We start from the raw sequence: 13,844 nt of genomic DNA, 5'->3' as shown, positions 1-13,844 counted from the left end.
CGGCCGGGCCGGCTCCGCGACACCGCGGGGCCGGCCCGGCCGTTCCGCCTCGATGCGGGTTCGAGAGGTGCTGGCCGGCCCGCGCCGGATCCCGGCGCGACCGCCACTGCTCGACGACGCTTCAGCGGGCGAGCAGCGCGTCCAGCTTCGTGAAGGAGCTGCCCCAGCCGCCCTCGGCGCTCGACCGCCAGTCGGCCGGGAACGGGCCCTGCCGCAGCTCCAGCCGGGTCTTGCCGCCCGGCTCGTCGTGGAACTCCAGCCGCAGGGTCATCCGCGTGCCGTCCTCGAGGCCCGGCATGCCCTTGACCTCCTCGTAGCCGACCAGCAGTTCGTTCTCGACGACCTCGGCGAAGGTGCCGTCCGCCGGGGAGGTCATGGCCGGGTCGTCGTCGTTGACCATGGTGAAGCGCTGGTGCCCGCCGACGCGGACGTCGAAGTCGACCGTCTCGCGCGGCACGGACCAGCCGACGGGGCCGAACCAGGCGGCGAACTGGTCGGGGTCGGTGAAGGCCTGCCAGACCAGCTCCCGGGGCGCGTCGAAGACGCGGGTCATGACGAGTTCGTTGGTGGTGTCGGTCATCGTGCTGTCCTCTCTCACTGCGGATCGTCCGTCGTCGGCGGTGCCTGCGCCTGGATTCGGCGCAGGTGGGCGTCGAGCCGGTCGAAGCTGGCGTCCCAGTGCCGCCGGTAGCGCTCCATCCAGGCCGTGGCCTCCCGGAGCGGCTCCGGGTTCAGGCTGCTGGAACGCCACTGGGCGCTCCGGCTGCGGGTGATGAGGCCGGCCTGCTCCAGCACCTTCAGGTGGCGGGAGATCGCCGGCAGGCTGATGTCGAACGGCTCGGCCAGCTCCGTGACGGTGGCGTCGCCGTCCGCGAGCCGGGCGAGGATCGCCCGGCGGGTCGGGTCCGCCAGCGCCGAGAAGATGACGCTGAGCCGATCGGTCGCCACTTGCTTAACCACCTCGTTAATTAGCAGATGCGTTAAATGTAGGGTGAGACAACGTCGCGTTCAAGGACCTACCGGAACGTCAGCGCGGCCGAACGTTGCGGAGCCGGGGCAGACCCCACACCGCCAGCGCGACGACCAGGACGGTCATCACCAATGCGCCCGGGGCCTTGACCAGCCGGGCGAGGTTGGTGCCGTCAGGTAGCGCGAGGAAGGCCGCGACCGCGCACGGCAGCACGAACCAGCCGGTCCGTACCGCCACGACCGCCAGCACGGCCAGCGGCCAGGTCGCGTACCAGGGGTGGAACACCGGGGCCAGGGCGACCGTGGCGGCCAACGCGAGCCCCGCCCCGAGCAGGGACACCCGGACCCGGGCGGCGTCCATCCGCGCCACCCGCTGCCGGACGTCGTTCAGCTCGCGCAGCGCCGTCCAGGCCCGCCACCACAGCAGCGCCAGCAGGGCGACCAGCACGGCCAGCGCCACCGCCCGCGCCACCGGGACCGCGGCGGGTCGCCGGCCGAGCAACTCGCCGGCGTAGTCCACGACCATGCCGACGGCCGTCGGGGGCGACGTCCACTGCTCCGAGTCGCCGCTGCGGTTCAGCCCGCGCACCCAACCCAGGCCGAGGCCGGAGAGCAGCGACGCGCCCGCCAGGGCGGCGAACACCCCGGCGGCCAGCCAGCCGCCGTCGCGCAGCAGCGACCGTACGGTGTAGCGGCCGAGCACCGCCGCCAGGGCCGCGAACGGAAGCACCACCACCGCGGTCGCCTTCACGCCCACCGCCAGCCCCAGCAGCACCCCGGCGACCAGCAGCGGGCGCGGCTTGCCGGGGAAGCGGACGAGCACCAGCAGGCCGAGCAGCAGCAGCCCGAGCATCAGCGCGTCGTTGTGGGCGCCGGCCACCAGGTGCACGGCGACCAGCGGGCAGGCCAGCACCAGCCAGGTCGCCCGGCGCGTCGGCACGCCCGCCGCCCGGGCCAGCCCGAGCAGGCACAGCCCGGCGAGCAGGACCCCGGCCACGGCGACCAGGCGCAGCACCACCACCGCGCCGACCAACCCACCGCCCAGGGTCACGGCCAGCGCGGCGAGCAGGACGAACACCGGCCCGTACGGCGCCGGCGTGTCCCGCCAGATCGGCGCGACCGCGTCCACCCACGGGCAGCCGGCCGCCGCCACCCCCGTCGCGTACGGGTCGACGCCGTGCGCGTACGCCCAGCCCTGGCAGGCGTAGGAGTAGACGTCCCGGCTGCCCAGTGGCGGCGCGACGAGCAGCGGCAGCGCCCACAACCCCGCCGTGCGGTACGCCCAGCCGGTCGACGGCGCACCGTCGCGCAGGGCCCACCAGGCGCCGACGAGCAGGCCGGTGCCGACCAGCCAGAGCACGACGGTCAGCGGGCCGTCCGCGGAGCGCCACACCCGGTCGGCGGTGGTGCCGGGCAGCGCCCCGCCCACGTACCCGGCGACGGACAGCAGCACGGCGCCGGCCAGACCGGCGTACCGCGCGACGAGCGCCCGCCCGGGCGCGATCGGACCCGGCGCTGCGCCGGGTCCGGTCACCGGCGTACCCCTCCCGACTCGGCGGCGGCCGGCCGACGGGCCGCCCGCGCCGACCGTACCAAGCGGACCGTAACCACGATCACCAGCAGCGTCATCAGCGGCGCGCCGACGGTCTTGGTGTACCGGGGCAGCCCGGTGCCGTCCGGCAGCACCAGGAACGACGCGACCAGCGCGACCAGGGCCGCCCAGTCGGCCCGGCGGGCGGTCGCCGCGAGCACCACGAGGGGCCAGGTCCAGTACCAGGGGTGGAAGAGCGGCGCGAGCGCGACCGTGGCGGTCAGCGCGAGCCCGGCGTGCCAGAGCGCGTCCCGGGTCCGCGCCCGCCACAACAGCCACGGCAGCAGCAGGAGGAGCACCGCCAGGCCGATCCCCCGGGTCACCGGCAACGCGTCGATGTGCCAGCCGAAGGGCAGCACGAGATACCCGAAGGTCTGCCCGACGGCGGTCGGCGGCGACGTCCAGCCGATCACCAGACCCCCCTGCTCCAGCCCACCGATCCAGCCGAAGTCGAGGCCGGCGGCCAGCGTCGCGCCGACGACCGTGGCGACGGCGCCGCCGACCACCCACCCGCCGTCGCGGATCAGCGCCCGGACCGAGTACCCCCCGGCGAGCGCGGCCAGCGCCGCGAACGGCACCACGACCAGCGCGGTCACCTTGATCCCGGCGGCCAGGCCGAGCAGCACACCCCCGGCCAGCAGCGGGCCGGGGCGCCCGGGACGGGACGCCACGACCGCCAGCCCGGCGACGAGCAGCCCGACCATCAACGCGTCGTTGTGCGCGCCGGAGACCAGGTGCACCCCGACCAGCGGGGAGCCGAGCGCCAGCCACAGCGCCCGCCCGGGCGCCACCCCACACCGACGGGCCAGCACCGGCAGCACGGCCGCCGTGAGGCCGACGCCGGCCACCGCGAGCAGCCGGAACACGACGATGCTGGCGACCAGCGAGTCGGTGGCCGCCACGATCGCCCCGGAGACCAGGACGAACAGCGGACCGTACGGCGCCGGGGTGTCCCGCCAGATCGGCGAGATCGTGTCCAGCCACGGGCACGGCAGGGCGGACACCCCCTGCTCGTACGGGCTGAAGCCGGCCGCGTACGTGGCGCCCTGGCAGGCGTACGCGTACACGTCCCGGCTGCCCAACGGCGGCGCGACCAGCAGCGGGACCAGCCAGAGCCCGACGGTGACCAGCGCCCACCGCGCGGAGGGCACCCGGTCCCGGACCGACCACCACGCTCCGGCGGACAGCGCCAGGCCGACCACCCAGAGTGCGATCAGCAGCGGCCCGTTCGGGCCCTGCCAGATGCGGACCGGGTTCGCCAGGTGCGACCCGGAGGGCAGGGCGCCGCCGAGGAAGGCGGCGACGGCGAGCATCGTCGAGCCGGCCAGGCCGGTCCAGCGGGCGAGGTGGAGAGGCACGGAAGCACATGCTGCCAGTACGGTGGTCGCGGTACGGAGGTGGGCATGCGGGACAGGCGGGTCGTGGCGCTGGCCACCGCGTCGGCCGTGGTGCTCGGTGTGACGTACCTGACGTTGCCGCCGGCGGGTTCGGACCTGGCCGCCCAGGTGGCGCGGGCCGACTTCTTCGCCGCCCACGGCACCGCCCCGGTCGACCTGCGCTGGTACGGCGGGGTGAACCAGTTCGGCTACAGCCTGGTGTCCCAGCCGGTGATGGCGCTGCTCGGCGTCCGGGTCACCGGCGTGCTCGCGCTGGTCGCGGCGGCGGCCGCCCTCGCCGCCCTGCTGGCCCGGACCGGGGTGCCCCGGCCGCTGCTCGGCGCCCTGGTGGGCGTGGTCACCCTCACCGGGAACCTGGTCGCCGGCCGGGTCACGTACGGCCTCGGGGTGGCCCTCGGCCTGGTCGCCCTGCTCGCCCTCACCCTGCCCGCCGACCGGCGTGAGCCCGCCCCCGCGCGGGGGCGACGCGGCACGGTGCGGCTCGGGCTGGCCGCCCTCGGGGCGCTGCTGGCGTCGGCGACCAGCCCGGTGGCCGGCCTCTTCGTCGGCCTGGCCGGCGCGGCGCTGCTGCTGTCCCGCCGGTACGCCGACGGCCTGGCCCTCGGGGTCGCCGCCGCGCTGCCCCTCGGGGTCACCGCGTTACTGTTCGGCGACGGCGGCTGGATGAACATCAGCCGCACCGACACCCTCCGCACCGTGGTGACCAGCCTGCTGGTGGCCGCGCTGGTGGCGTACCGGCCGGTGCGGGCGGGCGCGTTGCTGTCCGCGGCGGGGGTGCTGGCCGCGGCCCTGGTGCACACGCCGGTCGGCCTCAACGCCACCCGGCTGGCGGCGATGTTCGCACTACCCGTACTGGCCGCCGCCGCGGGTGTAAGGAAGGGCCCCTTGTTAACGCCTCCGGTAGAGGAAGGGTCCCCTGTTAACGCGTCGCGGCTCCGGTGGGCGCCACGGGGCCGGTGGAGTGGGTGGGGGTTCGCCGCCGCGCGCGGCGGGCGGGGTGGGGCGGTCGCGCTCGCCGTGCTGCTGGCCGCGGTGTGCTGGTGGCAGCCACCGGTCTCGCCGGCCGACCTGCGCAGTGTCACCGATCCGGCGGCCCGGCCGGCGTACTTCGCGCCGCTGCGGGACTTCCTCGCCGCTCAGCGCCTCACCGGCCGGGTGGAGATCCCGCCGACCCGCGGCTACTGGGAGGCGGCGTCCCTCGGCGAGGTGCCGCTCGCGCGGGGCTGGCTGCGGCAGGCCGACATCGACCGCAACCCGCTGTTCTTCACCACCGTGCCGGGCGCCGCCGGCACCGGGGTGCCGTTGACACCGGACAGCTACCGGGACTGGCTGCTCGACAACGCCGTGCAGTACGTCGCCGTTCCCGACGCCCCGCTGTCGTGGGTGGGCCGGCCCGAGGCCGACCTGGTCACCGGCGGCCTGCCCTACCTCACCCCGGTCTGGTCCGGCCCGCACTGGCGGGTGTGGGCGGTCGACGGATCGCGCCCGGTCGTCGGCGCCCCGGGTGAACTGGTCCGCTCCGACGCGGCGTCGCTGACGTTCCGGGCGGCGGCGGCCGGCCCGGTCCCGGTCCGCGTACGCCACAACCGCTGGCTGACCGTCACCGGCGGCGCCACGCTCGCCCCCGACGGCGACTGGATCACCGTCACCGTGCCGGGTGCCGGGGAGTACCGGCTCGGCAGCTGACCCAATCTTTTTGCCGTTCCGGCAAACATCCTTGCCGCATCGTCGGGCTCCGGGCAACGATCGACGCGACGGGCAACGATCGACGCGACGGCCCGACCGGGAGCGGCACGAGCAGCGAGGAGGAACGGTGCAGGAGAGCGCTGACCGCGTGGACGACGTCCGGCAGCCGGACGTGGACGTGGAGGCCGCCCGGTTCTGGGACGAGCTCTACGGGGAACGGGACCAGATCTGGAGCGGCCGCCCCAACCCGCACCTGGTCGACGTGGCCGGTCCGCTGCCGGCCGGCACCGCGCTGGACCTGGGCTGCGGCGAGGGCGCCGACGCGATCTGGCTGGCCGGCCGGGGCTGGCGGGTGACCGCCGTCGACATCTCCGCCACCGCCCTGGACCGGGCCGCCGCCCGGGCGGACGCCGACGGCGTCGCGGCACGGATCGACTTCCAGCGGCACGACCTCCTCCGCACCTTCCCCGAGGGCGTGTTCGACCTGGTGTCCGCCCAGTTCCTCCAGTCACCGCTGGACTTCCCCCGGGAGGACGTGCTGCGCGCGGCGGCCCGGGCCGTGGCGCCCGGTGGCCGGCTGCTGGTCGTCGAGCACGGTGAGATGCCGCCGTGGAGTCGGCACGCCCACCCACACGTCCGGTTCCCCACGCCGGAGGAGACCCTGGCCGGGCTCGACCTGGACACCGGCCGGTGGCACACCGAGCGGGTCGACGGCGTGCCCCGGCCGGCCACCGGCCCGGACGGGCAACCCGCGACGCTGCTCGACAACGTCGTGCTGGTGCGCCGGCGGTAGCGGCCGGTTTCCGACCGCCGGCCGGCGACGCCCGGCCTCAGCTCTCCAGCACCCGCTCCATGGCGGCGCGGGAACGGCGACCGGTGCGCAGGTACTCGTCGAGGAACTCCCCCGGGTCGTCGCGGCCGAGCAGCCGCACCACGCCGGCCAGCTCCACCCCGTGCCGGGGGAGCTGGTCACCGGCCCGGCCCCGCACCAGCATCAGCGCGTTGCGGACCTGCGCGGCGAGGGTCCACCCGGCCGCCATCGCCTCGGCGTCCGCCCGGTCGACCAGGTCCGCGTCCCGCGCGGCCGCGAGGGCGTCGAGCGTACGCGTCCCGCGCAGCTCCGGCAGCCGCCCGCCGTGCCGGAGCTGGAGCAGCTGCACCGCCCACTCGACGTCCGACAGCCCGCCCCGCCCCAGCTTGGTGTGGGTGGCCGGGTCCGCGCCCCGGGGCAGCCGCTCGGTCTCCACCCGGGCCTTGATGCGACGGATCTCGACGACCTGCTCGCGGGTCAGCCCGTCGACCGGGTACCGCACCGGGTCGATCATCGCCTCGAACTCGGCGCCCAGGTCCGCGTCGCCGCAGACGAACCGGGCCCGCAGCAGCGCCTGCGCCTCCCACACCCCCGACCAGCGCGCGTAGTACTGGGCGTACGCGGCGAGGCTGCGGACCAGCGGACCCTGCCGCCCCTCGGGCCGCAGGTCGGCGTCGACGCCGAGCGGCGGGTCGGGGGCGGGCATGCCGAGCAGCCGGCGCAGTTCCTCGGCGATCGCGTGGGCGGTGGCGCTCGCCGCGCTGTCGCTGACGCCGTCCGGCCCGTCGTAGACGAACAGCACGTCGGCGTCGGAGAGGTAGTTCGACTCGTACCCGCCGAGCCGGCCCATGCCGACCACCGCGAACCGCAGCCCCGGCCCGGGTGCCTGGGACGCCCGGGCGGTCCGTAGGGCGGCGGCCAGCGTGGCGTCGGTGACGTCGGCCAGCGCGGTGCCCACGGCGGTCACGTCGGCGAGGCCCAGGGCCGGTGCCGACGTCCCGGCGCGGCCGGGCTGCGACGTCGGGGCGGCCCCCTGCGCGGCACGGTCCTCGGCGCGGGGTGGCGACGGTGCCAGTGACCCGGCGCGGCTCAGCACGTCGGCGCAGGCCAGCCGGACCAGTTCCCGGCGGCGCAGCGCGCGGACCGCCCGGGTCGCCTCGACCGGGTCGTCGGCGTGCCGGGTTGCGGCCGCCGCGAAGCCCTCGCACAGCACGTCCCGCGGGCGCGGGACCAGCTCGCTCTCCTCGGCGAGCAGGCGCAGCGCCTCCGGTTCGCGGGCGAGCAGGTCGGCCGCGTACCGGGAGGAGGAGAGCACCCGGGCGAGCCGGCGGGCGACCGGCCCCTCGTCGCGCAGCAGCCGCAGGTACCAGGGTGTGCTGCCGAGCTTGTCGGAGACCTGGCGGTAGTTGAGCAGCCCGCGGTCCGGCTCGGGGGCGTCGGCGAACTCGCTCAGCAGCACCGGCAGCAGGGTGCGCTGGATCGCGGCGGTACGGCTGACCCCGCCGGTGAGGGCCTGGAGGTGTCGCAGCGCCCCTGCCGGGTCGGCGAAGCCGAGGATCTCCAGCCGGTGGCGGGCCGCCTCGGGGGTGAGCCGCAGCCCGTCGGCGGGGACCCGGGCGACCGACTCCAGCAGGGGCCGGTAGAGCAGCTTGGCGTGCAGCCGGCGTACCTCGGTGGCGTGGGTGACCCACTCGGCGCGGAACTCCTCGACGGCGCTGCGGCCCGGCGTGGCCGCGTGGCCGAGCGCGGCGGCCAGCCAGCGCAGCGCGGCCGGGTCGGTCGGCACGGTGTGGGTCCGGCGCAGGCCCTGGAGCTGGAGCCGGTGCTCGACGGCGCGCAGGAAGCGGTAGCCGCGCAGCAGCGCCTCCCCGTCGGCCCGCCCGACGTAGCCGCCGGCGACCAGCGCCCGCAGCGCCGGGACCGTGCCCGGGACCCGTAGCGTCTCGTCACCGCGGCCGTGCACCAGTTGCAGCAACTGCACCGCGAACTCGATGTCGCGCAGCCCGCCCGGGCCGCGCTTGATCTCGCGGTCCAGCTCCTTCGGCGGGATGTTGTCGATGATCCTGCGGCGCATGGCGCGCACGTCCTCGACCGCCTCGGGGCGTTCGGCGGCCCGCCAGACCAGCGGGGCGAGCTGGTCGATCCACTCCCGGCCCAGGGCCAGGTCCCCGGCCGCCGGCCGGGCCTTCAGCAGCGCCTGGAACTCCCAGGTCCGGGCCCACCGCCGGTAGTAGGCGAGGTGGCTGGCGAGGGTCCGCACCAGCGGGCCCCGGTTGCCCTCCGGCCGCAGCGCGGCGTCGACCGGCCAGGCGACCAGCCCGCAGATGTGGATCAGCCGGGTGGCGACCGTGGTGGCCGCCGGGAGGTGGTCGTCCTCGGCCGCCACGAAGATGACGTCGACGTCGGAGACGTAGTTCAGCTCGTCGCCGCCGCACTTGCCCATCGCCACCACGGCGAGCCGCGGCCGGGGCGTGCCCTCCGGCAGCTCACCCACGGCGATCTCGTACGCGGCGGCGAGCGTCGCGTCGGCCAGCGCGGACAGCGCGGCCATCGTCTGCTCCAGCCCGCGCCCGCCGGTCAGGTCGGCCGCCGCGATCCGCAGCAACGCCAGGCGGTACGCGGTTCGCAGCACCGCGACCGGGTTGCCGTCACCGGTCCGGTCGAGCCGCCCGTCGGCGGGCGGCGCCAGACCGTCCGGGGCGGTCCGGAGGGCCGTCCACTGGTCCGGGTTGGCCACCAGGTGGTCGCCGAGCGCCGAGGACGCGCCTAGCACGGCGACCAGCCGCCGGCGCAGCCCCGGATCGTCGTGCAACGCCTCGATCAGGGCGGACCCGGCGCCGATGCCGGCCGGACCGCCGCCGTTGCCGGCCGCGCGGCGCTCCGCCTCGACGAGCCGGTGCAGCTGGCGCAGCGCCAGTTCCGGGTCGGCGGCCCGGGACAGGGCGGCGAGCAGCTCCGCCGCCGGCTCGTCGGCCGGCTCCTGGGTGTCCGGCCGCCACAGGCCCAGCCCGTCGGGGCCGAGCAGGTCGGCGGCGCGGGAACCGGCGTCACCGGCGCCGAACCCGTACCGGGCGAGCCGCCCCGCGGCCCTGGTCGGCCGGCCCATCAGTGCCCGAGCAGGGGCAGGCTGCGGCGGGTGCCCTCGTCCAGCTCGCCGAGGGCCAGGGCCGCGAAGCGCGCCGCGAAGGGCTGCCACACCTCCTCCACGTCGACCATCACCGCGTCGCAGGCGGCCACCACCGCCTCCGGGTCGTAGCCCAGCTCGGCGAGCAGCCTCGAGTCGGTGGCCCAGTCGGCGATCATCGCGGTGTCGCACTCGATGTGGAACTGGAGCCCCCAGGCCCGGTCGCCGAGGCGGAACGCCTGGTGCGGGTAGCGGGTGGAGGCGGCGAGCAGGGTCGCGCCGGCGGGCAGCTCGGTGATCTCGTCGGAGTGCCACTGGAGCACGTCCGGGATCAGCGGGACGTACCGGAAGAGCGGGTCCGCCTCGGCGGCGTCGCGGCGGCCCACCACGCCGGGGCCGACCTCCGGGCCGGACGGGCTGCGCTCGACGGCGCCGGCGTGCGCGGTGGCGAGCAGTTGGGCGCCGAGGCAGATGCCCAGGGTCGGCACGCGGTACCGGACGGCCTTGCGCAGCAGCGCCTCCACGTGCGGGAACCAGGCCGCCCCGGGTGAGCCGTCGGGCAGCGGGTACGCCTGCTGCTCGCCGCCGAGCACCACCAGCGCCGCGTACCCCTCCAGGTCGGCCGGCAGTTCGTCGCCGGCGTGCGCCCGGACCACCCACAGGTCCAGGCCGGCCTCGGTCAGCCACTCCCCCAGCCGGCGCGCGTCGTCGGTCGGGTCGTTCTCGATCACCAGCGCGGTTGCCACGCCGTCGAGGCTATCCGGTACGCCCGTCGAAGAGCTGGTTAGGCTCGGCGGTTGTGATCACCGAAGACGTCGTCCGGCCGCCGGCGCTGCGCCCCGGCGACACGGTCATGCTGGTGTCGCCGTCCGGGCCGACCCGGCCGGAGCGGGTGGCCCGGGGCGTCGAACTGCTCACCGGCTGGGGGCTGCGGCCGGTCCCGGCCCCGAACGCGTACGCCCGGCAGGGCTACCTGGCCGGCGCCGACGAGCTGCGGGCGGCGGACCTGAACGCCGCGTTCGCCGACCCCTCGGTGCGGGGCGTGATCTGCACCCGGGGCGGCTACGGCGCGCAGCGGGCGGTGGACGCGATCGACATGGCCGCCGTACGCCGGGACCCGAAGGTCGTGGCCGGCTTCTCCGACATCACCGCCCTCCAGTTCGCGCTCTGGCGGGGCGCCCGGCTGGCCGGCGTGCACGGGCCCGGGGCGGCCTGGCGGGACGAGCGCACGACGCTGGACTCGGCGCAGTCGCTGCACGCGGCGTTGATGACCACCGAGCCGGTGACCGTGGCGGCCCGCGACGGGGAGGAGACCGCCGGCGTCCGGGTGCCCGGCCGGGCCACCGGCCGGCTGCTCGGCGGCAACCTGTGCCTGATCGTGGCGTCGCTCGGCACCCCGGACATGCCGGACCTGACCGGGGCGGTGCTCCTCGTCGAGGAGGTGCAGGAGCCGCCGTACAAGATCGACCGGATGTTGACCCAGCTCCGCCGGGCCGGCGTGCTCGACGGCGTGGCGGGGGTGGCGGTCGGGCAGTTCACCGACTGTGCGGACGGGTGGGCGGTGGACGTCGCCGACGTCCTGACCGACCGCCTCGGCGACCTGGGCGTCCCGGTCCTCGGTGGCCTTCCGATCGGTCACGGGGTCGGTCAGCTCACCGTCCCCGTCGGCACCGAGGCGGTCCTCGACGCCGACGCCGGCACGCTCACGGTCGCCCCCGCCGTCCGCTGACCCCCCGCCTCTCCGCTCCCCGCCTCCACTTCCACCCTCACCGACCCGCGTCCCGCGCCCGTCCCACCACTGCCGTGCCCGCTGCCAGGCGGCCAGCAACTTCGGGGACGTTGCTGCCTCGACGGGTGCCGGAAGCAGCAACGTCCCTGAAGTTGGGTGGGTCTTGGGACGGCCGCAGGCCGACTGGGCGGTCTGTCCGGCTTGGCGGGCGGACTGCCAGCCCATTCATAGGCTCGCCATGGGTTTCCTCCAGCCGCCCAGGTCACCGTCGGTGAGGTCATCGCACCACCGACGAGTTGGAGGACGACATGTCCCGCACGATTCGAAAGAAGCACCTGCTGGCCGGCTTCGCCGCCGCCGGCCTGCTCGGCGTCGGGATCGCGGCGCCGACCGTCGCATTCGCCGCCGACGGCGCCTCGCCGTCGGCGAGCGCCAGCGCCGACACCGACCGGGAGCAGCGGCTGGCCGACCGGCAGGCGGAGTTCGCCGAGGCGCTCGCGAAGGAGCTGGGCGTCCCGACCGACCAGGTGACGGCCGCGCTGGAGAAGCTGCGCGAACAGCGGAAGGACGACCGGCCCGAGCGGCCGGACGCCGCGGAGCGGCAGGCCGCGCTGAAGGAGCGGCTCGACCGGGCGGTCGAGGACGGCAAGCTCACCCAGGAGCAGGCCGACGCGATCATCGCCGCGGCCGAGGCGGGCGTCCTCCCGGGCCCGGGCGGGCACGGCGGCCACGGCGGGCCGGGCGGCCACGGCGGGCCGGGCGGCTTCGGCGACAAGTGACCGGACGCCGCCCGCCCCGGCCGCGTGGCTGGGGCGGGCGGCGCCGTGACCTTCGGAGGGGACGGCGCCGCCGGGACGCCCCGGTCGGCTTCGGACGGTCAGGCGATGCGGGCGCGGACGATCAGGGCGGCGCCGACGTGCGTGCCGGGGATGAGCAGGCCCGGCACGAAGAACGCCAGCGCCTCCGGCTTCCCGGCACCGCCTACAGCGACAGGTAGCGCTGCCGCTCGTACGGGGTGACCTCGCGCCGGTACTGCTCCCACTCGGCCCGCTTGTTGCGCAGGAAGAAGTCGAAGACGTGCTCGCCGAGCACCTCGGCGACCAGCTCGGAACCGGCCATCACGTCGATCGCCTCGGAGAGGTTCTCCGGCAGCGGCTCGTACCCCATCGCCCGTCGCTCGGCGCTGGTCAGCGACCAGACGTCGTCCTCGGCGCCCGGCGGCAGCTCGTACCCCTCCTCGATGCCCTTCATCCCGGCGCCGAGCAGCACCGCGAAGGCCAGGTACGGGTTGGCCGCCGAGTCGAGCGACCGGACCTCCACCCGGGCGGAGTTCGGCTTGCCGTACGCCGGGACGCGGACCAGCGCGGACCGGTTGAGGTGACCCCAGCAGACGTACGCGGGGCTCTCGGTCACCCGGTCCGGCAGGGCCTGCGGGAACAGCCGCTTGTACGAGTTGACCCACTGGTTGGTGACCGCCGTGTACTCCCGGGCGTGCACGAGCAGGCCGGCGATGAACGCGCGGGCCACCTTGGACAGCTTCATCGGGTCGCCGGCGTCGTGGAACGCGTTGCGCTCGCCCTCGAACAGCGACAGGTGGGTGTGCATGCCGCTGCCCGGCTGGTCGGTGAACGGCTTCGGCATGAAGGTGGCCTGCACCCCGGTGGAGAGCGCCACCTCCTTGACCACGTGCCGGAAGGTCATGATGTTGTCGGCGGTGGTCAGCGCGTCGGCGTAGCGCAGGTCGATCTCCTGCTGGCCGGGGGCGACCTCGTGGTGGCTGAACTCGACCGAGATGCCGATCCGCTCCAACGCGAGCACCGCCTGGCGGCGGAAGTCCCGCGCGACCGCGTGGGTGGTGTGCTCGAAGTACCCGCCGGTGTCGACCGGGGTGGGCACCGAGCCGTCCATCGGGCCGTTCTCCAGCAGGAAGAACTCGATCTCCGGGTGGGTGTAGAAGGTGAAGCCCTTCTCCGCCGCCTTGGACAGGGCCCGGCGCAGCACGTGCCGCGGGTCGGCCCAGGACGGGCCGCCGTCGGGGAGCAGGATGTCGCAGAACATCCGGGCGCTCTCGCCGCTGACGCCCCCCTCGAACGGGAAGACCTGGAACGTGGTCGGGTCGGGCATGGCGACCATGTCGGACTCGAAGACCCGGGCGAAGCCCTCGATCGCCGAGCCGTCGAACCCGATGCCCTCCTCGAAGGCCGCCTCCAGCTCGGCGGGGGCCACCGACACGCTCTTCAGCGTGCCCAGCACGTCGGTGAACCACAGCCGGACGAACCGGATGTCCCGCTCTTCCAGCGTACGGAGGACGAACTCCTGCTGACGGTCCACTTCCACCCCTCGCGACCCTGTTGTCCGCCTTCGGCCGGGGGTGACCCGGCCTGACCGACCAGTCTCCACCGGCCTCGTTACGCCGACGTTACGCGACCTGCCGGCGCTCGTCCCGCCCAGTCCCACCCCGGCGCGGTCCCCCGCTCGGGGGTGGCCCCGGTCTCCCCCGGCGGGCCGTGTCGGGCCCGGACGGCTGGGGCAAGATG

General features: G+C 75.8%; 11 protein-coding genes. 4 read left to right on the top strand and 7 right to left on the bottom strand.

All coding sequences use genetic code 11. The features are described from left to right. Nucleotides 1-121 precede the first annotated feature (121 nt). The 4 genes from AB0873_RS07355 to mptB (AB0873_RS07340) form a co-directional block, all read right to left on the bottom strand. Nucleotides 122-580: an SRPBCC domain-containing protein gene (locus AB0873_RS07355; RefSeq protein WP_366598852.1), complete on the bottom strand. Its 459-nt coding sequence runs from the start codon at nt 578-580 to the stop codon at nt 122-124. A 14-nt stretch (nt 581-594) separates the two neighbouring features. Further along, entirely contained in the window at nt 595-948 is a 354-nt protein-coding gene (locus tag AB0873_RS07350) for a metalloregulator ArsR/SmtB family transcription factor (RefSeq protein WP_366598851.1), read from the bottom strand. A gap of 79 nt (nt 949-1,027) precedes the next feature. After that, a complete protein-coding gene (mptB, locus tag AB0873_RS07345) occupies nt 1,028-2,503 on the bottom strand; it encodes a polyprenol phosphomannose-dependent alpha 1,6 mannosyltransferase MptB (RefSeq protein WP_366598850.1) in 1,476 nt (491 codons plus the stop codon). Beyond that, the gene (gene mptB / locus AB0873_RS07340; protein ID WP_366598849.1) at nt 2,500-3,918 is read right to left on the bottom strand and encodes a polyprenol phosphomannose-dependent alpha 1,6 mannosyltransferase MptB; all 1,419 of its coding nucleotides are present in this window, start codon (nt 3,916-3,918) and stop codon (nt 2,500-2,502) included. The genes mptB (AB0873_RS07345) and mptB (AB0873_RS07340) overlap by 4 nt, the downstream gene beginning before the upstream one ends. 45 nt (nt 3,919-3,963) lie before the next feature. Here mptB (AB0873_RS07340) and AB0873_RS07335 point away from each other — a divergent pair, with 45 nt between their 5' ends. Next, entirely contained in the window at nt 3,964-5,643 is a 1,680-nt protein-coding gene (locus AB0873_RS07335) for a hypothetical protein (RefSeq protein ID WP_366598848.1), read from the top strand. 127 nt (nt 5,644-5,770) lie between these two features. After that, nucleotides 5,771-6,436, top strand: a complete 666-nt coding sequence (locus AB0873_RS07330; protein ID WP_366598847.1) for a methyltransferase domain-containing protein — start codon at nt 5,771-5,773, stop codon at nt 6,434-6,436. 37 nt (nt 6,437-6,473) lie between these two features. Here the strand turns inward: AB0873_RS07330 and AB0873_RS07325 are convergent, their stop codons facing one another. Next, on the bottom strand, nt 6,474-9,560 hold the full coding sequence (locus tag AB0873_RS07325) for a bifunctional [glutamine synthetase] adenylyltransferase/[glutamine synthetase]-adenylyl-L-tyrosine phosphorylase (RefSeq protein WP_366598846.1): 3,087 nt from the start codon (nt 9,558-9,560) through the stop codon (nt 6,474-6,476). Then, entirely contained in the window at nt 9,560-10,324 is a 765-nt protein-coding gene (locus tag AB0873_RS07320; RefSeq protein ID WP_366598845.1) for a type 1 glutamine amidotransferase, read from the bottom strand. Before AB0873_RS07320 ends, AB0873_RS07325 begins: the two co-directional genes overlap by 1 nt. A 53-nt stretch (nt 10,325-10,377) precedes the next feature. On the opposite strand from AB0873_RS07320, the gene AB0873_RS07315 reads away from it, so the two are divergent. Both AB0873_RS07315 and AB0873_RS07310 read left to right on the top strand, forming a co-directional pair. After that, nucleotides 10,378-11,307, top strand: coding sequence for an LD-carboxypeptidase (locus AB0873_RS07315; protein WP_366598844.1), 930 nt, complete (start codon nt 10,378-10,380; stop codon nt 11,305-11,307). Nucleotides 11,308-11,615: 308 nt separating this feature from the next. Then, nucleotides 11,616-12,086: a hypothetical protein gene (locus AB0873_RS07310; protein WP_366598843.1), complete on the top strand. Its 471-nt coding sequence runs from the start codon at nt 11,616-11,618 to the stop codon at nt 12,084-12,086. A 202-nt stretch (nt 12,087-12,288) separates the two neighbouring features. On the opposite strand, the gene glnA is transcribed toward AB0873_RS07310, so the two are convergent. Then, a complete protein-coding gene (gene glnA, locus AB0873_RS07305) occupies nt 12,289-13,638 on the bottom strand; it encodes a type I glutamate--ammonia ligase (protein WP_155330937.1) in 1,350 nt (449 codons plus the stop codon). Between the last annotated feature and the right edge of the window lie 206 nt (nt 13,639-13,844).

It is taken from the genome of Micromonospora sp. NPDC047707 (genome assembly GCF_040704235.1).
Lineage (GTDB): Bacteria > Actinomycetota > Actinomycetes > Mycobacteriales > Micromonosporaceae > Micromonospora.
This window is presented reverse-complemented; position numbering and strand designations above follow the sequence as displayed.